19 protein-coding genes and 2 pseudogenes are annotated in these 22,917 nt (G+C 70.1%); 9 read left to right on the forward strand and 12 right to left on the reverse strand.

The window, feature by feature from the left end:
• Positions 1-86: 86 nt before the first annotated feature.
• Positions 87-2,180, forward strand: coding sequence for a PhoX family protein (locus AC07F0_RS04690; protein ID WP_478974186.1), 2,094 nt, complete (start codon positions 87-89; stop codon positions 2,178-2,180).
• 72 nt (positions 2,181-2,252) lie between these two features.
• Here the strand turns inward: AC07F0_RS04690 and AC07F0_RS04695 are convergent, their stop codons facing one another.
• Complete coding sequence (locus AC07F0_RS04695) at positions 2,253-3,251, reverse strand: endonuclease/exonuclease/phosphatase family protein (RefSeq protein WP_478974189.1); 999 nt, start codon at positions 3,249-3,251, stop codon at positions 2,253-2,255.
• A 65-nt stretch (positions 3,252-3,316) separates the two neighbouring features.
• Positions 3,317-4,135, reverse strand: coding sequence for an alpha/beta fold hydrolase (locus AC07F0_RS04700; protein WP_478974191.1), 819 nt, complete (start codon positions 4,133-4,135; stop codon positions 3,317-3,319).
• 79 nt (positions 4,136-4,214) lie between these two features.
• Here AC07F0_RS04700 and AC07F0_RS04705 point away from each other — a divergent pair, with 79 nt between their 5' ends.
• A complete protein-coding gene (locus tag AC07F0_RS04705) occupies positions 4,215-5,561 on the forward strand; it encodes an aminotransferase-like domain-containing protein (protein WP_478974193.1) in 1,347 nt (448 codons plus the stop codon).
• On the opposite strand, the gene AC07F0_RS04710 is transcribed toward AC07F0_RS04705, so the two are convergent.
• Complete coding sequence (locus AC07F0_RS04710; RefSeq protein ID WP_478974194.1) at positions 5,458-6,426, reverse strand: hypothetical protein; 969 nt, start codon at positions 6,424-6,426, stop codon at positions 5,458-5,460. The two genes, AC07F0_RS04705 and AC07F0_RS04710, sit on opposite strands and share 104 nt — an antisense overlap.
• Positions 6,427-6,519: 93 nt before the next feature.
• Positions 6,520-6,960 (reverse strand): hypothetical protein, encoded by a 441-nt coding sequence (locus AC07F0_RS04715; RefSeq protein WP_478974196.1) that lies wholly within the window; start codon positions 6,958-6,960, stop codon positions 6,520-6,522.
• A gap of 481 nt (positions 6,961-7,441) precedes the next feature.
• Here AC07F0_RS04715 and AC07F0_RS04720 point away from each other — a divergent pair, with 481 nt between their 5' ends.
• The 5 genes from AC07F0_RS04720 to AC07F0_RS04740 all read left to right on the forward strand — a co-directional run bounded on the left by AC07F0_RS04720 (position 7,442) and on the right by AC07F0_RS04740 (position 13,510).
• Entirely contained in the window at positions 7,442-8,503 is a 1,062-nt protein-coding gene (locus AC07F0_RS04720; RefSeq protein ID WP_478974199.1) for a serine/threonine-protein kinase, read from the forward strand.
• A gap of 124 nt (positions 8,504-8,627) precedes the next feature.
• Positions 8,628-8,963, forward strand: coding sequence for a hypothetical protein (locus tag AC07F0_RS04725; protein WP_399413825.1), 336 nt, complete (start codon positions 8,628-8,630; stop codon positions 8,961-8,963).
• A 4-nt stretch (positions 8,964-8,967) separates the two neighbouring features.
• Complete coding sequence (locus AC07F0_RS04730; protein WP_478974202.1) at positions 8,968-11,493, forward strand: caspase family protein; 2,526 nt, start codon at positions 8,968-8,970, stop codon at positions 11,491-11,493.
• Complete coding sequence (locus AC07F0_RS04735) at positions 11,493-12,902, forward strand: extracellular solute-binding protein (RefSeq protein WP_478974205.1); 1,410 nt, start codon at positions 11,493-11,495, stop codon at positions 12,900-12,902. The genes AC07F0_RS04730 and AC07F0_RS04735 overlap by 1 nt, the downstream gene beginning before the upstream one ends.
• A 122-nt stretch (positions 12,903-13,024) precedes the next feature.
• Positions 13,025-13,510 carry a hypothetical protein gene (locus tag AC07F0_RS04740; RefSeq protein WP_478974208.1) on the forward strand — a complete coding sequence of 162 codons (486 nt, stop codon included), beginning with the start codon at positions 13,025-13,027 and terminating at the stop codon, positions 13,508-13,510.
• 212 nt (positions 13,511-13,722) lie between these two features.
• On the opposite strand, the gene AC07F0_RS04745 is transcribed toward AC07F0_RS04740, so the two are convergent.
• Complete coding sequence (locus AC07F0_RS04745) at positions 13,723-14,148, reverse strand: ATP-binding protein (RefSeq protein WP_478974211.1); 426 nt, start codon at positions 14,146-14,148, stop codon at positions 13,723-13,725.
• 85 nt (positions 14,149-14,233) lie between these two features.
• On the opposite strand from AC07F0_RS04745, the gene AC07F0_RS04750 reads away from it, so the two are divergent.
• Positions 14,234-15,082: a helix-turn-helix domain-containing protein gene (locus AC07F0_RS04750; RefSeq protein ID WP_478974214.1), complete on the forward strand. Its 849-nt coding sequence runs from the start codon at positions 14,234-14,236 to the stop codon at positions 15,080-15,082.
• Entirely contained in the window at positions 15,042-15,257 is a 216-nt protein-coding gene (locus tag AC07F0_RS04755; protein ID WP_478974217.1) for a DUF397 domain-containing protein, read from the forward strand. Before AC07F0_RS04750 ends, AC07F0_RS04755 begins: the two co-directional genes overlap by 41 nt.
• 206 nt (positions 15,258-15,463) lie before the next feature.
• Here the strand turns inward: AC07F0_RS04755 and AC07F0_RS04760 are convergent, their stop codons facing one another.
• The 7 genes and pseudogenes from AC07F0_RS04760 to AC07F0_RS04790 all read right to left on the reverse strand — a co-directional run bounded on the left by AC07F0_RS04760 (position 15,464) and on the right by AC07F0_RS04790 (position 22,916).
• Positions 15,464-15,961, reverse strand: coding sequence for a hypothetical protein (locus tag AC07F0_RS04760; RefSeq protein ID WP_478974220.1), 498 nt, complete (start codon positions 15,959-15,961; stop codon positions 15,464-15,466).
• 6 nt (positions 15,962-15,967) lie between these two features.
• Positions 15,968-16,405 (reverse strand): hypothetical protein, encoded by a 438-nt coding sequence (locus AC07F0_RS04765; RefSeq protein WP_478974223.1) that lies wholly within the window; start codon positions 16,403-16,405, stop codon positions 15,968-15,970.
• A gap of 525 nt (positions 16,406-16,930) precedes the next feature.
• Positions 16,931-17,356, reverse strand: a complete 426-nt coding sequence (locus AC07F0_RS04770; RefSeq protein WP_478974226.1) for a hypothetical protein — start codon at positions 17,354-17,356, stop codon at positions 16,931-16,933.
• Between the two features lie 2 nt (positions 17,357-17,358).
• Positions 17,359-18,030, reverse strand: a complete 672-nt coding sequence (locus AC07F0_RS04775; protein ID WP_478974229.1) for an EndoU domain-containing protein — start codon at positions 18,028-18,030, stop codon at positions 17,359-17,361.
• 27 nt (positions 18,031-18,057) lie between these two features.
• Positions 18,058-18,798: pseudogene (locus AC07F0_RS04780) on the reverse strand (RHS repeat domain-containing protein); the annotation flags it as partial.
• A gap of 353 nt (positions 18,799-19,151) precedes the next feature.
• Positions 19,152-22,274: pseudogene (locus AC07F0_RS04785) on the reverse strand (DUF6531 domain-containing protein); the annotation flags it as partial.
• 489 nt (positions 22,275-22,763) lie between these two features.
• The gene (locus AC07F0_RS04790) at positions 22,764-22,916 is read right to left on the reverse strand and encodes a hypothetical protein (RefSeq protein WP_478974232.1); all 153 of its coding nucleotides are present in this window, start codon (positions 22,914-22,916) and stop codon (positions 22,764-22,766) included.
• Position 22,917 lies beyond the last annotated feature (1 nt).

Consider the following 22,917-nt stretch of genomic DNA (forward strand, 5'->3'; position numbering starts at 1 on the left):
CCCGCTGTTCACCCCGGCGCCCGGCTGCCGCACATATGTGCCCCTACGGTCACGCTGACACCAAGGGCATCCAAGGAGAGAGCAAAGTGCGCAAGCTGCTGCCGTTGATCGGAACGCCGTCCGGATCACACCCTGGCGGCCGGTCCGCCCTGACCTGTCGTTTCCGGTGTGGTGACGCCTGCTTCCACGAGGTGCCCAACACCAGCTCCAACGAGTACGTGGGTGATGTGATCGCCGGTGCGCTCAGCCGGCGGTCGATGATGCGGGCCGCGGCCGTGGTGACCGTGGCCGCGGCGGGCGCGGGAGCCGTGGGTGTCGCGCAGGCTCCGCAGGCCGGCGCCGCTCCGGCCGGCGCGGGCGCGGCCGGTGCCGCCGCCGAGGGCGCCCGGCGTGGACACAAGGGCGCGCGCGGGCTGCGCTTCGCTCCCGTCGCGCCCAACACCGCCGACGCCGTGACCGTGCCGGAGGGGTACCGGCAGAACGTCGTCATCCGCTGGGGCGAGCCCATCCTGCGCGGTGCGCCCGCCTTCGATCCGGAGAAGCAGACCGCCAAGGCGCAGGCCGGGCAGTTCGGGTACAACTGCGACTTTCTTGCGCTGCTTCCGCTGCCGGGTGAGCGTGGGCGGCAGCTGCTCGTCGCCAATCATGAGTACACCGACGAGGTGCTCATGTTCCGGGGGTATGACGCCGCCGATCCGACCCGGGAGCAGGTGGAGATCGCCTGGGCCGCGCACGGGCTGTCCGCCGTCGTCGTGGAGGGGGACCGGAAGACCGGGAAGCTGACCGCCGTTCCGCGGCATGAGCTCAACCGGCGCGTCACCGCCACCACCGAGTTCCGGCTCACCGGGCCCGTCGCCGGGTCCGAGCTCGTGAAGACCTCCGCCGACCCGACCGGCACCAAGGTGCTCGGCACGCTCAACAACTGCTCGGGCGGCGTCACGCCGTGGGGCACGACCCTGCACGGTGAGGAGAACTTCAACCAGTACTTCGCCAACAGCAGCCGGGCGACCGACAAGCGGTACGGCATCGGGACCGGGGCCAGCGAGCGCAAGTGGGAACGGTTCGACAAGCGGTTCGACGTCGCCCGGGAGCCGAACGAGGTGCACCGGTTCGGGTACGTCGTGGAGTTCGACCCGTACGACCCGAGCTCCACGCCGCGCAAGCACACCGCTCTCGGCCGGTTCAAGCACGAGGCCGCGAACATCAGGATGACGGCGGACGGGCGGCCCGTCGTGTACACGGGCGACGACGAGCGGTTCGACTACTTCTACAAGTTCGTCGGCAGCAAGCGGATGCGGCACGGCACCAGCAGGGCCGTGCGCGAGCACAACCTGTCGCTTCTCGACGAGGGGACGCTGTACGTCGCCAAGCTCACCGGCGACTCCCCCGCCCTCGAGATCGACGGCACGGGCAAGCTGCCGGGCGACGGCGAGTTCGACGGGAGCGGCGAGTGGATTCCGCTGGCCACCGCCACCGCCGACGGTGCCGTCTCGCACGTGGACGGGATGAGCGCCGAGGAGGTGTTCGTCTTCACCCGTCTCGCCGGTGACAAGGTGGGCGCCACGAAGATGGACCGGCCCGAGGACATCGAGCCCAATCCCGTCACCGGCAAGGTGTACGTCGCCCTGACGAACAACTCCAACCGTGGTGTCGGCTCCAACGCCAAGGCGGACGAGGCCAATCCGCGCAATGCCAACAAGCACGGGCACGTCCTGGAGCTCACCGAGCGGTGGAACCGGCCCGAGAGCACGAGGTTCGCCTGGTCGCTGTTCCTCGTCGCCGGTGACCCGGACGACCCGGCGACCTACTTCGCCGGGTTCCCGAAGGACGGCGTCAGCCCGATCTCCTGCCCGGACAACGTCGCCTTCGACCCTTACGGCAACCTGTGGATCTCCACCGACGGCTCCCAGCTCGGCTCGCACGACGGCCTGTTCGGCGTGGCGACCCGGGGTGAGCGGCGCGGTGAGCTGAAGCAGTTCCTGACCGTGCCGACGGGGGCGGAGACCTGCGGTCCGATCATCCAGGACCGGCGTGTCCTGGTGGCCGTGCAGCACCCGGGCGAGATCGACGGCGCGTCCGTGGAGAAGCCGGCCAGCACCTGGCCCGACGGGCCCGGGACGTACGTCCGGCCGGCGGTCGTGGCCGTGTGGCGGGCGGACGGCTGCGACATCGGCGTTTGAGCCGCGGACGTATCCAGACGTATCCAGGGGGCGCCTGTCGGGCGTCCCCCTGTTACATCTAACCGTGCAGCGTTACTTCTCCTCGTGCAGCGTCAGGTCCGTGACCACCGCCCGGTGGTCCGTGTCGGCCAGGTCCAGGACGCGCGTGCGGTCGACCGCGAAGTCCTTCGACACCAGGACGTGGTCGATCTGCACGCCGAACGTCGGCGCGGTCCGGGCCGGCCAGGTGGCCGTGCGGTCGGCGCCGTCCAGGCGGGCGGCGTCGCTCAGGCCGGTGTCGAGGATGCGGCGGAAGACGGCGTGGTCCTGGGAGGCGTTGAAGTCGCCGGCCAGGACGAGGGGCGTGCCGGGGTCGGCGGCGGCCGCGTCGCGCAGGGCGTCCAGCTCCTCGCGCCACAGGTCCAGCTGGCCGGGCAGCGGGGGCATGGGGTGGGCGAGCTGGAGCCGTACGGGGTGGCCGTCGACGTCGGCGAGCGCCCCGGGCATGCCCATGGTGCCGGGGACGCCGTCGGTGGGCCGCAGCGGGAAGCGGCTGAGGATGACGGAGCCCTCGGAGCCGCCGCCCTCGACGGCCCGGCGGTGCGGATAGTCCTGCGCCAGGTCCTTCTTCAGGCGCGCGTCGCACTCGTACTCGCATTCCTGTACGAAGACGATGTCCGGTTTCTCGCGGCGGACGGCGGCGATCAGGGGCCCGGTGGCCTGCCCGAACTCGACGTTCGAGGTCAGCACGCGCAGGTCGGCGACCGGGCGGCCGACGGGGTCGCCGACCTTGCCGTACGGCTCGATGAACCAGGCCAGCAGGCCGAGCAGGAGCACGCCCCAGGCCGTCCCGAGCCACCACCGGGACAGCAGGGCGAGCAGCAGTGCCAGGCCGGTGGGGGCGAGCAGCCAGGGGAGGAAGGCGAGGATCTGCGGGACGGGCGTGATGCCGTCGCTGTCGGCCATGCGGAAGCCGACGGCCACGCTGACCCCGGCGAGCAGCAGGGCGGCGCACCGGGCGCCGGCCCGCCGTCGGGGCGGACGCTGGTCCGGCTCGTCGGTGGCGGTCCACTCGGCAGCGGCGGTGTCCAAGGCCCGGCCTTCCGTTCGCGGGGTGGGATGCCCGCATCCTCCCTCAAGGATGCCCGCATCCTCCCTCAGAGACGGGGTGGGGCGGGGGAGGGTTGCCGGGCGTCGACGCGGGCCAGGAACTCCCCGAGTGCCTGGTCGAACTCCGCGGGGCGTTCGAGGTTCGGCATGTGGGCCGCGCCCTCGATCACGTGCAGGGCCGCGTCCGGGAGGGCGGCGTGCAGGGCGCGGGCGTCGGAGACGGGGGTGTAGGTGTCGTCGGCTCCGACGACGACCAGGGCCGGGACACGGACCTGGGCCAGCAGGGCGGTGTAGTCGGGGCGCCGGGCGCGGGCGCGCAGGGCCGCGGCGGCGCCCTCGGGGGAGGTGGCCGTCATCATGCGGTGGACGTGGGCCTTGACCTCGGCGGGGGCGGAGGGGTCGACCATCCGCTCCAGGACCTCGTCGGCGTAGCCGCGCATGCCCTCCCGCAGAAGGCGGTCCGCCATGGCGTCGCGGGTGCGGACGCCCTCCGGGGTTTCCGCCGCCGGGAAGGTGTCGGCGAGGACGAGGCCGCGGACGCGGCCGGGGAACTGCCGGTAGCAGTCCATCGCGATCTGGCCGCCCATGGAGAGCCCGGCGAGGACGAAGGTCTCCACGCCCAGCTCGTCGAGCAGGGCCTCGATGTCCCGCGCGAACTGCGCGAAGTCCATCAGGGCCGGGGTGGTCGGGGAGGCGCCGTAGCCGCGCAGGTCGGGGGCGATGACGCGGCGGGCCGCGGAGAAGCTGTGGAGCTGCGGGGCCCACATCGTGCGGTCGAAGGGGTGGCCGTGGACGAGGACCAGGGGGACAAGGGGCTGCCGAGGAGATACGGGTCCTTTGTCCTCGAATGCGAGGAAGGGTGCCATGGGACGACCCTAGGCAGCCTCAACTACTCGGTGCAATAAGATCTTTGCTCTCGGTGCAATCCAAGGGGGAGGCCGACTGATGGGTGACTACCGCCGTATCGCGGACAGGATCGCCGACGACATCGCCAGCGGGCGGCTGAAGCCCGGCCAGCGCCTGCCGCCGCAGCGGGCCTTCGCCCGGCGGCGGGGAATCGCCTCGTCGACGGCCGGGCGGGTGTACGGCGAACTCGTACGGCGCGGGCTGGTCGTCGGCGAGGTCGGGCGCGGCACCTTCGTACGGGCCGCGCCGGACGGGCCGGCGGGGCGGGCGCTCGCCGAGCCCGGCCCGGGTGACGTCCCGGTCAACCTGGAGCTCAACTACCCGAGCGCGCCGGGCCAGCCGGAGCTCCTCGCCCCCGTCCTCGCGCCGCTGCTGCGTCCCGACGTGCTGGCCGAGGCGCTGCTGCCGGCCGCCGCCACCGGTACCGAGTCCGCCCGGGAGGCCGTGGCCACGCTCCTCGCCACCCCCGGCTGGCGCCCCGCACCGGACCGGCTGCTGTTCACCGGCAACGCACGGCAGGCCATCGCCGCCGCGCTGGCCTCCCTGGTCCGGCCGGGCGGCCGGGTCGGCGTGGAGCAGCTGACGTATCCGCTGGTCAAGGAGATCGCGGCGCGGCTGGGCATCACCCTGGTGCCGCTGGCCGGTGACGCGGCCGGGCTGCTCCCGGAGGCCGTCGCCGCCGCGCACCGTACGGCACCGCTGTCCGCCCTGTACGTGCAGCCGACGCTGCACAACCCGACGTCCCTGACGACGAGCGGCCCTCGCCTGCTGCAGCTCGCCCAGCTGGTCCACGACCTGGACCTGCCGGTGGTGGAGGACCGCATCTGGTCCTTCCTGCGCGAGCCGGGTGATCCGCTGGCCGCTCACGCGCCGGCCCTCACCCATGTCGTCGACGGTCTCTCCAAGCGGGTCGCGCCGGGGCTGACCGCCGGTTTCCTCGTCGTGCCACCGCACCGGGTCGGGGCCGTGGCCGGTGCGGTGCGGTCGGGCGGGTGGAGCGCGGGGCGGTTCGCGCTGGAGGCGGCCGCACGGTGGGCCGGGGAGGGGATCGTGGCGCGGCTGGTGGCGGCCAAGCGGGCGGACGCGGCGCGCAGGCAGCGGATTCTCGCCGAGGAACTCGCGGGCTTCGCCGTGCGGTCCGAGCCGGGCGCCTACTTCGCCTGGTGGGAGCTGCCCGCCCCGTGGCGCGCGGATACCTTCACGGGGGCCGCCGCCGCGCACGGCATCGCCGTCACGCCCGGCCCCGCCTTCGCCGTCGCCCCCGGCCACACGCCCGACGCCGTCAGGCTCGGCCTCGGGTCGGTTCCGGAGCCGGTTCTGCGGCGGGCGCTGCGGACGCTCGCGCACGTCGCCGCGCGACGAGCCGGGGACCGTGCCGGCCCGTGAGCCACGAGCCGAGCGCCACGCTCAGGCCGAGGGCGAGCAGCAGCCAGGACCCCGTCGACAGGGTGGCCGTCAGGGCGTCGTAGACCGCGCCGGCGGCCGGGCGGTGGAGCGTGTCGGGCCGGTCGGCGAGGGTGAGGCGGCGGCCGATCGCGACGGCCAGGACGAGCAGTCCGCCGCCCAGGGCCGTGCCGAGGCCGAGCGCGGTGACCGCGCGGCGGCGGCACGCGGCGAGGGCGGTCCCGGCCACGGCGCACACGGCGGCGGCGAGCGGCAGCCAGAAGGCGGCGGTGTCCAGCACGTGGTATCCCCTGCGGAGTCGGTCCGCGTCGTCGGCCGGGAGTACCGGGACCCGGGTGTGCCGGACCGGGATGCGGTGGGCGAACGGCACGTGGTCGGCGGTGAGCCGGTGCTTGACCCGGGCGACGACCGGCGCGACGTCGACGGTGACGGCGGAGGTCCGGGTGCCGTCGTCGCGCAGGGCGCGCAGCACGGCGTCGTGGACGGCCCGGTTCGCCGCGTCCCACCCGGTGCGGAACGCCTCGGTGCGGGTGAAGGAGTGGGCCGCGTCGTGCACGAAGGGTCCGACCGTGCCGTGCGGCAGACCGGTGTCGAGCTCGTGCCCGGCCTCCCGGATGAGGCCGTCCCCGAGGGCGTCCGCGACCGCGCGCCGCACGTCCGCGTCGGCGGCGAGCGGCGCCATCGTACGGACGTAGCGGCCGGTGTCGGTCAGCCCGTGCGCCGCCCAGGAGGCGAGCGTCGCGAACGGCGCGAGCAGGCACGCGAAAGCCAGCAGAACGGCCGACAGGGCGTTCCGCGGTCGGAAGGGCGCCTGCTCGGGCACGGGCGCCCGGTCGTGCTCGGACACCCTTCCAGGCAAGGCGCCACCGGCCCGGTCCGCGACCGGCGTGACTGCATTCGGCCCCGCGTGCCAAGCCGAACGGGTCGTGCCGGTACCTGGTCAGTCCAGGCGCCGGCCGACGGCGTCCTCGTGGGTGTAGTAGCGGTAGAACATCGTCAGGAAGACGCCCGCTCCGACCACCACCCCCACCCCGGTGGACTTCAGCACGGACCCGCCGGTCTGGCTGTAGAGGAAGCCGATCGCGCAGCCGGTGAAGGCGAACCAGAGCAGCGCGTGCTGTTCGCGCCGCAGCCGCGGGGCGACCTCCCACACGGTGGCGAACAGCACGGCGAACACGAGCGCGGTGACGAAGCCGAACAGCAGGTTCCAGCCGGTGATGGGCCCGGCGTCGCGCCGGTTGGCCGCGGCCCAGTAGCCGTAGACGAGCCCGAGGACGACGGGCACCGCGACCTTCGCCATCGCGTGGGTGCGCGGGCTGAAGACATCGGGTGTACGGCGTCGCGTGGTCACCTTGCCCGGGGTGGGTGCCGCATGAGCCATGAGAGCTCTCCTCTCTCCCTGCCCCTGCCTCCCAGGGCACACCGCCGGCAACCGCCTGGCAAGTCGGCGGACGCGAAGCGCTGCCGGGACCGGATGCGGGCCGTGCGGGCCCCGTGTTTTCGCTGGGGCCGTCAGGCGCCACCGAGGGGAGCACGGCCGGCTCGACCGGTACCGCCGGGACGGCGTGCGGCGGCAGGAGCCGCCGCGGACGCGGGGCCGCGGCGTGGCCTGGGTGCCGCCGCTGCTCGTCGCCGTCGTGGTGGGCGACTACGACACCACCGGCGACTTCCGGCCCGGGACGGCACCGGGGCGTTGTACCGGCTCGCGCGGGATGTGACCCGGGCCGTCGACGGCGGTCCCCGCACGGTCGCCGAGCAGGGGGCGAAGCCCCCGAAGGCGGACGTTTGCGGTGCTGGGGCCCCTCTTTGCAGCCGCAGCGGTTACGGTGCTGACGTACGTGATCGACAGGGGGAGGGACGAGATGCCCGGAACCGTGCTGCTGCTGGCGGCCTCGCCGGTGGGCAAGGGGCGCCTGGTCGACGCCGCGTCCGTGCTCCCCGTCCTGGCCGCCGTACCGCCCGGCGTGCTGGCCGGTACGGACACCGCGAACGTCGTCGAACTCGCCGACCCGCTGGAGCCGCAGGCCGTCCTCACCCGGCTCCGCGCCGCCGCGGCGGCCCCCGGCCCGCTCACCGTGTACGTCACCGGCCAGCTCCAGCTCGACCGCCGCCAGCGCCTGCCCCACCTGGCGCTGGCCCGCACCACCGCGTCCACCGCCCGCTACACGGCCTTCCCCTGGCACTGGTTCCGGGACGAACTGCGCCTCAGACCGGCCGGCGCGACGACCCTCCTGCTCGACCTGCACGCGGACGCCGAGACCTGGGAGCTGCTGCGCGGCACGCCGCTGGACTCGGGCCGCGGCAACGCCGTGCACGGCCGCATCGCGCCCCCGCCCTCCAGACGCACGGTCGCGGCACCGGCGTACATGAAGGCCGTCGCGACGATCCTGCGCAGCGGGTTCCGGCCGCCGCTGGAGCAGTTGCACCAGCAGGCGCTGGCCCGGATCGCGCCGGAGAGCGCGGGCACGGACCTCGTCCTGAGCACCCCGGGCCCCTCGGCCGGCGACCCGCACGCCGCCATCACCGCCGCCGTCCAGTCCGGCCGCCACGCCGACGCCGACGCGCTCGCCGCCCGGCACGAGCAGGCGGCCGTCGCCGCGTACGGGGCCGCCTCCGAGGAGGCCCTGCACTGGGCCGAGGTCCGGGCCGACCTGGCGATGTTCGCCGGGGACGCGGGCCGCAGCTGCCACACCTGGCTGACGGTGGCCACCGTCCGCCTGAACGCCGGTCAGGCGCCGGACGCGCCCGCCGTCGAGGCCGCCGTGGACCGCGCCCACCACCAGTGGGGCCAGGTCCGCGACCCCGCCCGCGCCCGCGAACTGGGCGCGGCTCTCGCCGAGTTGCGCGGCCGGGTCCCCGGGCGGCGCGAGGGGGCGCTCGACCATGTGCAGCGGCAGCTACGGCAGTTGCAGACCCAGGCCTGAACACGCGTGCGCCGTGTGCGCCTGGCGTGAAGGGGGCGTGCAATCGCTTGCTCAGGTCGCGTCACAGGTCTGCCGCCAAGGCCTGACCCGGTGTCATGATGTGGGGATGACAGAGGGGGACGAAGTGGCTGTCTTAGGCGTGCGCGTCCGGCTGGGCGCCGGCGGGACCGTGGACGATGTCAGAGCTCTGAAGACGTGGCTGGAGCGGGAAGAGCCGCTCGCGGAACTGCTCTCCGAGAAGAAGCTGACCATCGAGGCGCAGACCAGTACGGACGGGACCAAGGGGCGGCTGGGGCCCGACCTCGAACTCGTCCTCAAAGTGCTCGGTGACGTCGTCACGATCGCGGCACTGACCGAGTACACCGCACGCGCGGTGAAGACCTGGACGAACAACCGCCGCAGGCTCCAGGGCGGCGATCCCCAGCCACAGATCCGCCCGCTGGACACCGACGGGGAGTAGGCCGGTGACTCGCTTCGACCCGCGCGGCGAAGTGAACCGGGCGCTGCTGATCGGTGTCTCCGAGTACGACCACACGGCACCGGACCACCCCCAGGGCGTCACCGGACAGCTCCCCGCCGTGCGGCACAACCGGAGGACACTCGAGGACGCGCTGCACCGGGGCAACGTGTTCGGCGCGCACGAGGTGCGGGCCGTGCCCTCGCCGACCCCGGACGAGTTCACGGGAGCACTGCGCCGCGCCTGCCAGGACGCCAGGGGACTGCTGCTGCTCTACTTCGCCGGGCACGCCGTCACCTCCACCTCCGGCAACGAGCTGCACCTCCAGATGCGCACCGCTCGCGTGCTCACGGGCGACGGGCTGCCCGGCTCGGTGAGCTTCAGCGAGGTGCTGGGCGAGCTCGTCGAGAGCCGCGCCCAGCAGGTGGTGGTGATCCTCGACTGCTGCTACGCGGGCAACGCCGCGGGAATCTGGCACCGCTTCGACGATCCGAAGCGGAAGAAGCACAAGGTCCTGCTGCTGATGAGCGTGCAGCCCAACCGCTGCATCCTGGGCGGCGACGCCGACGCCCCGACGCCGTTCACCCGGGAACTCGTGCGCGTCCTCGATGAGGGCGGCGAGGTGTGGCTCTCCCGGCTGTACGCCGCGGTGAAGCAGCGCATGGCCGAGGCGAAGTACAAGGCGGAGGACGACGACTCGCAGCGGCCGCAGGCGCTGGCTCCCCCCTGGGACCCGGAGACGGACGTGCTGCTGGCGGCGGGCCCGGCGATCACACACCCGCCGGACCCCCCGGGCAGCCCCTGGGTCCTCTGGCTCCGGCGCACGCTCGCCCGTGCCCGGAAGGCCCTCGAACGGCTCGGCCGTACCGGCCTGGCGATTCTGCTGGCGCTGCTCGCCACCGGCGCGGGCGGCTACGGAGTCCTGGTCCTGACCGGCGATTCCGGCCCGTGTGCTCCGGCACTGGAGCTGCGTCTGCTCACCGACCCCGATCTGGAGCAGGCGATGAAGGCGGCCGCGGACGCCTACGTCGCCTCGGACGCCAACACCACGGACGACGGCTGCCGGCGCAGCGGCGTCACCGTCTACAGCGCCGGTGCCGCGGGCGTTACGACCGCACTGGGCAAGCGGACCGACGCGTGGCAGCAGCCGCGCGACGACGACAACCCGCAGCGGGACATCGGCCCGCAGCCGGATGTGTGGATCCCCGGCACCCGCGCGGACGTCCGCCGGGTCACCGCGCTCTACCAGGACCGCGTCTTCGCCCGGCTGGAGCCGGACACGCGCCCGTTCGTGTACTCGCCGGTCGTGCTGGCCGTCCCGGAAGGCCTCGACGACGCCGTCGAGCCCACCGGGCAGTCGCTGTCGCACCTGGTCACCGGCCTCGAACAAGCGCCCGGCGATGCCGAGGTGCACCGTCCCGACCCGGAGTTCGCCGACGCGGCGCTGCTGGCGACGACGGGCCTGTACCGCGGCGGAGCCGAAGCGCGCCACGCGGAGCGGCGCCTCACACAGTCCGGCCGGCCCGAGCCCTCCGCCGCCGGGCTGCTGTGCACGCTGCCCGACGTCGACGCCGTGGACGACCGCAGCGCGGCTCTGGTGCCGGAGTTCCTGCTGCACAGTGGCGTCGGCTGCCACCCGGCCACGCGCGCCCCGCGCTCCGCCGCCTACCCCGACGACGTCCCCGGTCTGGAGCCGACGTTCGTGCGGGTGCGCTGGGAGGACGGCGAGCGGGACGCCGACGCGCGGGACGCCGAGGTGGCCCGCTTCCGCTCCTGGCTGACCGGTGACGAGGGCCGGCGGGTGCTCGGCGAGCAGGGCTTCAGGTCCGCGCACGGCGAGCGGCGCCGCCTGCTCGATGCGAAGTCGGCTCCCGAGGGGCTGATCGACGAGGTCCGGCCGGTGGACTCCGCCGACCCGTCGGAGATGGACAAGGCACTGGAGCGCTACGGCAACGCGCACGGCCCCGGCCGGGTCCTGTTCCTCCTCGACAGCTCCGGCTCGATGGCCGGCCTGTGGGACGGACCCAGCGGTGGCCCCGGCATCCTCAAGCAGACCTTGACCGGCCTCGGCGGGGAGGACGAGTACGGGGTGTGGGCCGTGCACGGCCTCAAGGGCGGTACGCACACCGACCTCCTGGACTTCGGCACGCACGCCCGCCGGGACGCCGAGCGGGCCCTGGACGCCGCCCGGGTGCGGGACGCGGAGGCCGATCCGTCCGCCGCCCTGCGGGACGCCCTGGCGTTCATGCGGGAGCGCGCCGCCGGCGACGAGCGGCCGCAGCTGATCGTGTACCTCACCGACGGCGAGGACGACAACCGCCTGACCGGCGACGGACTGGAGAAGGCGGTCGACCGTGCCCGGACCGCCGGCGTGCCCGTGGCCATGGTGACCCTGAAGAACGGGGCGTGTGACCGGGACCGCCCCGGCACGCGGATCGCGGAGGCCGGCCGGGGCCGCTGCCTGGACGCCGGGGACGACCTCGTGCCCGCCCTGCGCGACGAGGTCGCCCGCACGGGAACGGGGGAGGAATGATGGCCCGACGCCGGAGAGCCGCCGCGCTGTCCCTGCTGTCGCTGCTGACGTTCACGGCCTGCACGAGCGGTGGCGTGCAGCAGCAGCCGCCGGGCGCCGACACCTCCTTCCGGATCGTGGTGGCCAGCGGCCAGGACGTCACCGGCAAGAACGGCATCCGTCAGCAGCTCATCGACGCCTGGAACGCCCAGGAGGGCGAACACGGCTACCGGGCCCGCCTGGTGGAGCTGCCCGGCTCCGCCGACCAGCAGCGCAGCCAGCTGATCGGAGCCTTGCAGTCCGGCAGCGCCGAGTACGACGTGGTGAACCTGGACGTGACCTGGATCCCGGAGTTCGCCGACGCCGGCCTGATCCGCCCGCTGAGCGACTCGGCGGTCAAGGCCCCCGAGGACCTCATCAAGTCCGTGGACAGCACCTCGTACTGGGACGGCAAGCGGTACGCGGTCCCCTTCAACAGCGACGCGGGCCTGCTGTACTACCGCAAGGACCACCTGGTGAAGGCCGGTGCCTCCCGGACCGACCTCGACGAAGACGTCAGCTGGGACGAACTGCGGGAACTGCTCGTCCCCCTCGACAGAGCCGAGATCAAGGACCACGAGGCGATCTGGACCACCCAGCTCGCCGCCTACGAGGGCCGTACCGTCAACGCGATCGAGGCCTTCGCCTCGGCCGAGGAGGGCTTTCGGCTGACCGACGACGACGGCGACTACGTCGCGACCGAGGAGCAGTTGACGGCGGGGGTGAGCGAACTGCGGGAGCGCACGGCGTCGCCGTACACCCTCGACGGGACCCCCGGATTCCGCGAGGCCGAATCGCTCAGCGCCTTCGCCGAGGGCCGCACCACCTTCCTGCGGCACTGGCCGTACGTCTACCCGACCCTGCACGAGACCTTCGGGGGCAAGCTCGGGGTGGCCCGGCTGCCCGGCAAGTCCGTGCTCGGCGGCCAGAACCTCGCCGTCACCTCCTCCACATCCGAGCAGCGCGCCGCGAAGGCCGCCGAGCTGATCGCGTTCCTCACCGACCCCGACAGCGAACGCTGCCTGCTGCGCGCCGGGTTCGCCGCGACCCGCACCTCGGCCTACCGGGAGCCCGGCACCGCCCCACCATGCGGGCACGCCCCCGCGTACGCCGAGGGCCCCTCGGCGTCGCCCGGCGGCGAGAGCACCGCCCGCATGGCACCCGACCGGATGGCCGACGGCACCAGCTACTCCCGCGACATCCTGCTCCCGGCCCTGCGCGAGGCGGTACACCGCCCCCGCACTCCGCTCTACGGAGCGGTGACCCACACCATCACCACCGAACTCGACGCCCTGTACGGCCCGCCGAAAGGGCCGGGCGGAAGCCGGCCCGGTGACGCGGAAGTAGCGAAAAGCCTTGACGAGGCGTTGAGAAAGATTTTGCCCGGTTGAATCTCCTCCCGGTGATGTTCACATTTCCTCCATTGCTTACCTGTGCCCCCGTGGGTAGCGTCGTTTTCGCACTGACCATGCAATCCGGCCATGAACCCGGCCGGACAATTGAAAAAACGGGGATGGACTTCGTGACCATACGAAGCAAGGGAATTTCTGCCGTCATCACCTTCGCCATGACCGGCGCGCTGTGCGGCGTCGGGGCGCAGGCGGCACAGGCCGCTCCGGCGCAGCCGGAACTGCGGGCCGGAGCGGACGAGATCTGCGCGGTCCTCGGGATCGGCAGCGGCGCGGCGGGCCTCACCAAGGCGCTGGCCAAGGGAGCCTCGTGGGTGGGCATCGGCGCCAGCATCGGGTGCTACGCCTACACGAAGGCCAAGGAGGCCACGCCGGCGCAGAAGCGGGCCGCGATGATCGCGTCCTACAAGAAGTACCAGGCGATGAGCGACATCAAGAAGCTCGACGCACTCGGCTACTACTGCCGTAAGAAGGACACCGGCGGTGGTGGCGGCGGCGATGTCGCACCCGCCAACCCGACCGTGAAGGTGGGGTACCGCGACATCAGGATGAAGGGCGTGACGTACAAGTGCACGGCAACCGGGGACTGACCGGCCGGCGCGGCCCGGGCTATGGAGAACGCCTGCTGTTCTCCATAGCGCTGGTCGTGGTGAGCCTGCTGTGGATTACGCGGGACATGGCCGCCTGGGCGACGGCTACGTGTGCCGTCGGTGCGGCCGTAGGGGCTCTCGGAGTTTTCTACTTCGGCTGGCGTTATATTCGCGCACGCGGGAATTCGCACTAACCGAATTTCTTAATCGCCTTACGGCTTCGCGTCGCATTCGAACCAGACGGTCTTCCCGGGTCGGTCGGGTAGCGAATCCCACCCCCACCGGTCCGTGACGGCCTCGACGATCAGCACGCCGCGTCCGTCCTCGGCGAGTTCGTCCACAGCTGTGGACAGGGGCGGTCGCTGGCATGTGTCCGTCACCTCCACGCGCAGCCCCGGCCCGTCCGGCCGCCGCATCATCAGCACCGCGGCGCGCCGGTCGGGCGTGTGGCGTACGACGTTGGCGACCAGCTCGGTGAGGGCGAGGCAGGCAGCGTCGCACAGTTCGGCCATCTCCCAGGCGGTGAGATACACCCTGAGGATGCGGCGCAGATGCCGGGCGGAGTGCTCACCCAACGTGAAGTCCGCGTCATACCTGGCGCCAAGTCCGCCCCAAGGCTGGTGGGTTGCGAGATTCATGCCACCAGGGTGGAGTCGAGTGATTACGCTCGGCTACAGACCGAAATGAACGCCCTGCGGCGTTCGGACCTGGGGGTGACCGCTCATGCCCAACATCCGCCGACTCGACCCCACTGCCTCGCCGTTGGACTACTTCGGCTCGGAGCTGCGCCGGTACCGCGAGAGTGCGGGGCTGTCCCAGAAGGAACTGGGCGACTGCATCTTCTGCACGGGTTCATTGGTGGGCCAGATCGAGACGGCGCACAAGGTCCCGACCAGGGAGTTCGCCGAGCGGGCGGACGTGGCCCTGATGACCGACGGGTTCTTCTCGCGGTTGGTGGGCTTGGTTCTGCGGAGCCAACTTCCTACGTGGTTTCAGGCGTATGCCGAGATGGAAGCCAAGGCGACTTATATCTCCACGTACCAGGCGCAGTTGGTGTACGGACTGCTGCAGACGCCGGAGTACGCGCGGGCAGTGCTGGCAACCGGCATGTCAGACAACCTCGACGACATGGTGGCGGCTCGCATGGAACGCCAGCGCATCCTGCAGCGCGAGCAGCCGCCGCTGACGCTCGTAGTGCTGGACGAGGCTGCGCTGCACCGTCCGATCGGCAGCCCCGAGATCATGCGCAACCAACTCGCGCACCTGTTGAGTTTCCGAGACCAGCGCTGGGTGAACATCCAGGTGCTGCCCTTCGGGGCCGGTGAACACGCCAGCCTGGTCGGATCGTTCAACGTCCTCCGCTTCGACGACGATCCGGAGATCGTGTACACGGAAGACATGATCTCGGGCCACATGACGGCCAACCCCGACACTGTCAGGGAAGCCGCCCGCCGCTACGCTTCCTTGCAGGCCGCTGCCCTCTCGGTGAGGGACTCGGCGGCACTGATTGCGCGTGTGATGGAGGAGCGCTATGGGGAGCAGCCAGAACCTGACCGACGCGCGGTGGCGTAAGTCGTCGTACAGCGGCAACACCGGCGGCGATTGCGTGGAGGTCGCCGACCTCGGTTCTCTCGGCGTCGGCGTGCGCGACTCCAAGAAGCCCGAGGTCGGCATCCTCACCCTCTCTCCGGAGGCTTACGGCGCCTTCGTGAGGTACGTCGGGGCGTCGAAGACGCGCAGCGTGTAGACGTCGCTGCCGTTTCTCGACGGCGAGGCCGGCGGGGGCAAGGAGGTCGGAGTCGCCGCTGGCCATGAAGACGTCCCTGCCGTCCATCTGGCGGTCACGTCCTGGAGGTTGCCGCCGCCGGTGTCGCCCGGATAGAAGGTTCCTCAGCTGACTCGCTCAACTTTCGATCAGCCTTTTCCACGAGATACACGAGCTGCAGGGTCGGGCTACCCGAGGAGCCCGCACACAGCACGTAGCCGGGCCATGCGGTCGAAGTCGAGCCCCACGTCGAACGCGACCAGGTGTCCCTGTTCAGAGAATCCGAACACCGCTGCCGGGTCACCGACTGCCCGCGCCGTCGCGCACTCCTGCCCGAAACGAACACGTAGCCCGTCCACATACAGGCGGACGCCACCCGTAGAGCAGTCCTGGCTGGACTCGGCGTACGACATCAGTGGAACACCCGGTTGGATGACGCCGGGCGGGGCTAGAGGGGTATCGCTGTCTTCTAGCCGGCCGACGTGGACCAATATGAGTTCCACCACCTCGCCGCTGTCGTGGCTCGTCTTGATTTCGACCAAGGAGGCCCCGACATCGAGAACGACGGAGTGCGGTGCCTGTTGAAGGCGTGCGTAGCCCGGCCACTGGATGGTCAGGGGGACGTACTCGTCGATCTCAACGACGTGACCTTCGTGCGGCTGAACGCCCTGAATTGTGAACGGCACTGGGCCTCACTTGAGCCGATTACGCGCCACGTACCGGACTTCCTCCCAGGTATCCGTACACAGCTGTTTCAGAACGTCTTTCGGCACACTCTTGTGGTGGGCGACGGCGAGCCTGACGGATTCGTCGGGGTCCGCCGCCATCATGGTCAGGAGGTCGGGGGTTAGCTTTCGCTTGCTCGCCACTATGTACCGCACCCTTGGATCTGGGTCATTGGCCAGCACCCGGAGAATCTCCAAGGGAACCGTCTTGTTGTGGGCGACCCAGAAGCGCGCTTCCGGGTACCGTTCGATGACCTCCCGCCACACGCCGGGAGCCGCGGGCTCGGAACTCGCCCTGCCGTATTCCTCCGGGGCATCACTGAAGCGCAACCTAATAAATTCCTCGGCCGACTCGATCACCCTGCGGATCCAGGAGAATGCAAAAGCAGTGAGATTCTCATCCACTCTACCCCCGGAACACTGATGTCTGCATTCCGATGGTCTGCGATGGCAACAAACTCCCACCCGGCAGCGAACGGTTCACCCACACTCAGGACTGTCCATGGTCCCGCCAAGGCTCAGGCGACAGCGAGAACTTGGCAAAGCATTTCTTCACCGGACTGCGCTCCATCCTGCAGCGAGATCGGGAATCTAACGTCCCGAAGCCTGCGGTCCTTCCAGTATTCCTGGCCCTCTGCCTCACCGATCCCCAGCGGAAACTCGCGAATTTCTTCGAAGTCAACCGACTCATGGCTCCATAATTCGAGACTCGAAGTTGTGCTTGAAGTTCAGCGACTCCGCGCATCGTCATCCTCCAGGGCCATCCAGAGCAAACCGGCGAGGGCGGCAGTATGTCTTCAGGGACACTGCTGCCCTCGCCTCCGCCCCGAACTCAGCTCACATGTGATTGCCGCTTCCTGCCTGAGTCGGGAATGCTGGGAGCGGTCGTGTTTGCTCAGCTGTACGTCCCACCGGAAACCCTCACCTAGTTCATGATGCCACTAGTGCCGAGAGTCGGAGTACGTCCGGGTTCTCGCCCCATTGCCGCGCACGGCAGGCATCGAGAAGGTCCGATGCAGTTCGGAGTATGGCCTCGATTGTCTCTAGTGCGGGGATGGGCTGCAGTGTTCTACTGCTGCCGGGGCTCTCCACGCTCACGGTGAGTCCCCCGGTAGGTGAACCGCCGACGATCAGCCAGAACGGGCCGTCGTAGAAGCGGATTTTTCTGGACGGGAGGTTGCACTCTCTGATGGCTGTGAGTGCGCCGAGCAGTTCGCATGTGAAAGCAACCGCCATGTCGTTCCAGCCGTGTTCGGGAAACCTCACGTCGGCGGACTCGATCCACACGCCCCCCCAAATGGCTCCGGAGTGGGAGATATCCAGCGACTCGAAGTCGTAGCGCAAGGAGAACTCCATTGTCATCTCCATACCGGGTAAGCTGTTTCGATCACCTTTGTCGACTTGTCGAGCCACATCTCGATTTCCAGCCCGTCTGCCATGCCCCGGAGGAAGACCCTGGACCCTTGTGAAGGGCCTGCTGTCGCTGCGAACCGGTAAGCCTTCACGATCGTCGCTTCGATTTTTTGCGGTGACATGTAGTCAGGGAACTTCGTCTTTATGCCGCTCTGCTTGTAGATCTTGCCGTCCGCCGTGTGCCTTTCGAGTACGTGGACCATGTCTACCGTGATGGCTCGCCAAGATGGCAAGTTTATCGCTTTGGGAAGAAGATATATCCCTCCTTCCGCTGCGGCACGCTTGGCTCCGCCTGTTACCGGGAAGGGCACCATGCTGCCGTACAAGCCGACGTTGTACGCCGGCGGGCAGATGACCTCGGCTCCGGTCAGGTAGCTGAAGCCGCCGAGGCTGAGGCCGTCGAAGATGCCGAGGCTGGTCTGGCCGGTGACCTCGATGGCTTTGTTGGTGGCCTTGTCGGAGAGGTTCTTGGCCGACTGGGACGCGGGCGGCAGGTTTGCGGTCTCGCGGTCCTCCTTGTCGCACTCGCTGTTCCAGCCCCAGTTGCCCGAGAACAGGTCCTTCAGCTTAGTGGTGACGCTGCACATGCCGCTCGGGTCGACGCGGCTGGTGGGCATGTTCTCCACGTAGGCGTAGGGCTGCGTGTAAGGCGTGTCCGGGTCGGGGGTGTAGGGGTCGGGGCGGGTGAAACGGCCGGTGGCAGGGTCGTACTGGCGGGCGCGCAGGTCGAGGTAACCCGTCGTGGTGTCGACGTAGGCGCCGGTGTAGCCGGGCCTGGATGCCGGGGCGCCGGTGGTCTGGCTGTCCAGGACCCGGCTGCCGAAGGGGTCGTAGGACCAGCGCTGGTAGACCTTGCCGGTGCTGTCGGTGACGTCGAGGGGTGAGCCCAGGGCGTCGTGGGTGTAGGTGAAGACGGCGCCTGTGGCGGTCTCGGTGGCGGTGGGCTGGCCGAGCGGGTCGTAGCGGTAGGACTGCTGGAGCTTCCCGGCGCTGTCGAGTTCGGTGGCGAGGATGGGCAGCGGGGCGTTGGGGTCCCACTGGAGGCGCTTGGTGACGGCGCCGGCCTTGCTGGTGGTGACCAGGTTGCCTTCGGCGTCGTGCTCGTACGTGTAGGCGGTGCCGTCGACGGTGGCCGCGGAGATCTGTCCGGCCAGGTCGTAGTGAAGGTGTCGGCCCCGGCTTTGGTCTGGTTGCCTTCGCCGTCGTAGTCGTAGTCCGTGGTGGTGGAGCCCGTGGTCTTCGAGGTGAGCTGGTGGGCGTCGTCGTAGGTGTAGCTGGTGGCCGTCGTGCCGCGCGTCGAGGTGAGGCGGTTGCCCGCCTTGTCGTAGGTGTAGCTGGTGGTGCGGGAGTCGGCGCAGCCGCTGACCGGCGGCTGCGGGGCGCAGCCGGAGGTGATCCGCCCGGCCTTGTCGTAGGTCAGGTCGTAGCCGCCTTCGCCCACTCCGGCTCGGGTGGTGTCGATGCGGGTGGGCTGCCCGGCCGGGGAGAGGGAGAGTGCGGTCTTGGTGACCACCTCTGAGGCCTTCGTGGAGGTGACGGACGTCAGTCGCGCGGCGGCGTCGTAGGTCCGGTCCTCGGTGAGGGTATTGGGCAGTGTGCTGCGGGTGAGGTTCGCCTCCGCGTCGTAGGCGTAGCTGGTGGTCTTGGAGTCGGCGGCCATGGTGGCGGTACGACCGTCGGCGTCATAGGTGTAGGTGATGGTGTTGCCGTCGGCGTACTTGCGGGTCAGCATCCGGCCCGCATCGTCGTAGGTGTAGGCGAAGCCCCGGGTCTTGGTGAGGCGTCCGGCGTTGTCGTAGACGAAGTCCTCGGAGACGACGCCGTTGTCGCGCAGGGTCAGCTGGCCGGCGGCGTCGTACTGGTAGGTGACGTCCGGCGTGGAGTCGGAGTAGTCCACCTTGGCCAGCAGGCCGCGGACGTCCCAGGTCTGGGTGGTGGTGCCCCGGGGCGTGGTCTTCTTGGTGAGGTTGCCGTCGGCGTCGTAGGTGTAAGACGTCTTGCGGTCGAGTGGGTCGGTGACCGAGTTCAGCCGCTGTGCCGGGTCGTAGCCGTAGGCGGTCACATGCCCGGTGGGGTCGGTGCGCTGGACGCGGTTGCCGGCCTTGTCGTAGGCGTAGGTCGTCTTGCCACCGTCGGGGGCGGTCACCGAGGTCAGGCGGCCGAGGGCGTCGTAGCCGTAGTCAGTGGTGCGCTGTGCCGGATCGGTGAGTGAGGTGACGTTGCCGAGGGCGTCGTAGGTCCGCTTGGCGACGTTGCCGAGCGGATCGGTCAGGCTGACAGGCTGGCCGGCGGTGTCGTAGCCGGTGGTCCAGGTGTACTTCGCCGGGGTGGCGCCGGAGACGTTGCCTCGGGCGCTGACCATCCGCACTTCGCGGTCGTCATTGTCGTAGGCGTAGGTCGTCTTGTTGCCGAGCGGCGTGGTGAGGGAGGTGCGGTTACCGGCTGCGTCGTACCCGTAGGTCGTGACCTTGCCCAGTGGGTCGGTCACCGTCGCGAGCAGGTCGGCGGCCGTGTAGGTGTACTTGGTGACTTTGCCCAGCGGGTCGGTGACCTGGATGACGTTGCCGTTGGCGTCATAGGCCGTGGTCGTGGCGCGGCCCAGCGGGTCGGTGACCTTGGTGGGCCGGTTGAGGGCGTCGTAGGCGGTGGTGGTCACGGCGCCCGTCGGGGCGACCGTCTTGGTGAGGTTGCCGGCCTTGTCGTAGCCGTACGTCGTCTTTCCACCCGCCGCGTCGGTCGCGGAGGCGACGTTGCCGTTCGCGTGGTAGGTGGTGGTCTCGACGGAACCGTCCGGAGCGGTCACCGAGGTGACACGGTTGAACTTGTCGTAGCCGTAGGCGGTGACACCGCCTGCCGCGTCGGTCACCTTGGTCTGGTTGCCGTTCGCGTCGTAGTCGTAGGAGGTGGCGTTACCGGCCGGGTCCGTGGACTTCGTCAGCCGCCCGGCAGTGTCGTAGGCGTAGGTGGTGGTGTACTTGGCCGGATCCGCGCCGGTTGCGTTGCCGCGCGGGTCGGTGCTGGTGAGCACGCGTCCTGCCGCGTCGTAGGTGTAGGTGGTCTTCGCGCCGGACGGAGATGTGCGCGACGTCAGGTTGCCCTTGTCGTCGTAGCCGAGCGTGGTGACCTTGCCCCGGGGAGAGGTGGTTGTGGCCACCTGCCCCAGCGTGTTGTACGTGAAGGAGGTCTTGCCCGCCGGGCCGTCGATGGAGGTCAGCCGCCGAGCCGTGTCGTAACCGTAGGTCGTCTTGGCGCCGCGCCCGTCCGTGTGGGTCGCAACGTTACGCGCGGAGTCATACGTCCATGACTGGGTCACACCTCCGCTGGTGCGGCTCAGCAGGCCGCCGGCGGAGTCGTAGGTCATGGTCGTGCGCCGGCCCGCCGGGTCTGTGACGGCCGTCAGGCGCAGCTTCGCGTCGTACTGGTACGACGTGACGTTGCCGAGCGGGTCGATGCGGTTGCGCAGCACGCTGCCGTGGTACAGGTCGGTCCAGATGCCGCCGGCTGCGTCCTGGTAGTCGGTCTCCAACGTCGCCCGGGAGAAGGTGGCCTTCTTGCCGTCGACGTCGGTGTGCTCCTTGACGCGGCCGCTGCTGTCGTACTGGACCTGCATCGTCGTGCGGCCTGCTGCGTCGGTGACGCTGGCGAGCTGGTCCTGCGCGTCGTAGCCGTAGGTGACGGTCCCGCCGTCAGCTCCCTTCACCGAGGTGAGCAGCCCGTCGGTGTAGCCGTAGTCGATGCTATGACCGCCGGGAAGGTCGACCGCTTCCAGCAGATGACTGGCCGGATCGACCGTCAACTTGACCACATGGCCGGCGGCATCCGTCACCGATTCGAGGGCCGTACCCGAGTACGCGAAAGTCAGGCCGACACCGCCGGTGTCTCGCCAACCGGTGAGCTGCCCCTTGCCGTTGAACGTGAGTTTCTCTCGCGTGCCGCTGGTCAGGGTGAACCCGCTGGTGGCCGACCCGCTCAGGGTCGCCGTGACACCGAGCGACGAGGCCGTGTAGTCGCCAGAGGTGGCGTCCTTGGTGAAGGTGATGCGGGCCCCGCTGTCGGCGGCGTAGACCACCTTGGTGTCCGACACCTGAAGGTGCACGTCATAGGCGGAGGACCAGCCCTTGCCCAGGATTCCCGATGCCGTGTTGTTGGACGAGTACGTCCGACGCAGGGCGAACGGCACTCCAGGCGCGGGCAGTTGGGCGTCCACCTTGGCTTCCGTCTGCGCACCGGTCGCCGTGTTGACCGGGTCGCCGATGTAGCCCTGGAAGATTGGCCGACCCGTGGTGTCCAGGCAACCGCATCCGAATGTCTCTGTGACGGGAATGGACACCGGCCGTCCCTGGGCAGCGATGTTCGGTCCCTTCGCCTCGGCGCTCCAATCCTTGGCGCAGCCCTTGCCGAGCGGGTCGGCATGCGTTCCCCGGTCGGCGGAAATGGCGATCTTCATGTAGTACTCGACGCCCTGGGTCAGGATCGTCGGGTCGGAGACACCCCAGTTGAACGTCTTCCCGGAGGAGTCACTCGTGCCATCCGGGTCCGAGTCACACCACTGCTTGATCAGCTTGTTGTCCGAAGCCCGGTACAAGGCCCTGTAGATCGACTCGGTACCCACAGGGGTGTCGTACTTGACATTGCCCCACTCCACGTCGAAACCGAACCAAGGATGAGGGGCAACCCGCAGGTTCGTCGGAGGCCCCAGTGCTGCCGCAGGAGCAGGGCCTCGCTCCTGCTTGACGCCCTTGGCATCGGGCGCGGCGGCGTCACTCTCCAGGGTCCGCTTTCCCGGGAGGCTGATGCTCGTGCCGGGCGCCTTCGGCTCCTGCAATTCCTCGAGCTGGGCACGCCGTTCCTTGAGCGTCATAGGACGCTCAGGCTTCAACGGCTTCGACGTCCTGGCCGCCGGAAGGCCCTTCACCGTGACGGCCCCGTCCGTAGCCGCAGCCACGCCTCCCGCCGTCAGGATGCCCCCACCCAGTAATGCCAGGAGCACCGAGAGAACTATCAACGATCTAGCGGTACGCACCGCTACCCCTCCCCTTCGCCTTCACAAAGAAGGCACAAGATCTGCAAAGGGGAGAGTCGTGCCACGTAGGACGTGTACACGCCAAACGTCCCATGGCAATCCCTTGCTCATGGATGAACAGCGAAAATGTCCGAGCGCTACACGTGGGGAGAACATGCACCGGCGGCGGCGCCAGGCGGAATTGCGCTGTCTGGCCTGCCCATGGCGATGATCGACTCCGCTGGCAGCGAGGGCGCACGACAATCCGGTCGACCGTGCTACAGGCGGCGTGCGCCTCCTGGCCAACCGGGAAGATCGGCTGAATCTGGTCGAAGATCCCTCATCGTGTCAGCGGCTGTCCGCGACCGTCCGCGGGCCCTGCCGGGGCTCCTCGGCTCTCGCCGGCCCCGCGTTCGCCGCCAGCAGGAGGGTCGCGACGGCGACGACGGCCGCGGCGAAACCTCTGGCGTACCGCTCGGCGGTGCGTGTGCGTTCGAGCACG

It is taken from the genome of Streptomyces sp. NPDC045955, from assembly GCF_056430805.1.

Excerpts from the sequence above, each read along its gene's own strand:
- AC07F0_RS04700 (WP_478974191.1), bottom strand. The coding sequence starts at position 4,135 with ATGGCACCCTTCCTCGCATTCGAGGACAAAGGACCCGTATCTCCTCGG.
- AC07F0_RS04705 (WP_478974193.1), top strand. The coding sequence starts at position 4,215 with ATGGGTGACTACCGCCGTATCGCGGACAGGATCGCCGACGACATCGCC.
- AC07F0_RS04715 (WP_478974196.1), bottom strand. The coding sequence starts at position 6,960 with ATGGCTCATGCGGCACCCACCCCGGGCAAGGTGACCACGCGACGCCGT.
- AC07F0_RS04720 (WP_478974199.1), top strand. The coding sequence starts at position 7,442 with ATGCCCGGAACCGTGCTGCTGCTGGCGGCCTCGCCGGTGGGCAAGGGG.
- AC07F0_RS04735 (WP_478974205.1), top strand. The coding sequence starts at position 11,493 with ATGGCCCGACGCCGGAGAGCCGCCGCGCTGTCCCTGCTGTCGCTGCTG.
- AC07F0_RS04740 (WP_478974208.1), top strand. The coding sequence starts at position 13,025 with ATGGACTTCGTGACCATACGAAGCAAGGGAATTTCTGCCGTCATCACC.
- AC07F0_RS04745 (WP_478974211.1), bottom strand. The coding sequence starts at position 14,148 with ATGAATCTCGCAACCCACCAGCCTTGGGGCGGACTTGGCGCCAGGTAT.
- AC07F0_RS04750 (WP_478974214.1), top strand. The coding sequence starts at position 14,234 with ATGCCCAACATCCGCCGACTCGACCCCACTGCCTCGCCGTTGGACTAC.
- AC07F0_RS04755 (WP_478974217.1), top strand. The coding sequence starts at position 15,042 with ATGGGGAGCAGCCAGAACCTGACCGACGCGCGGTGGCGTAAGTCGTCG.
- AC07F0_RS04770 (WP_478974226.1), bottom strand. The coding sequence starts at position 17,356 with ATGGAGTTCTCCTTGCGCTACGACTTCGAGTCGCTGGATATCTCCCAC.
- AC07F0_RS04775 (WP_478974229.1), bottom strand. The coding sequence starts at position 18,030 with ATGCCCACCAGCCGCGTCGACCCGAGCGGCATGTGCAGCGTCACCACT.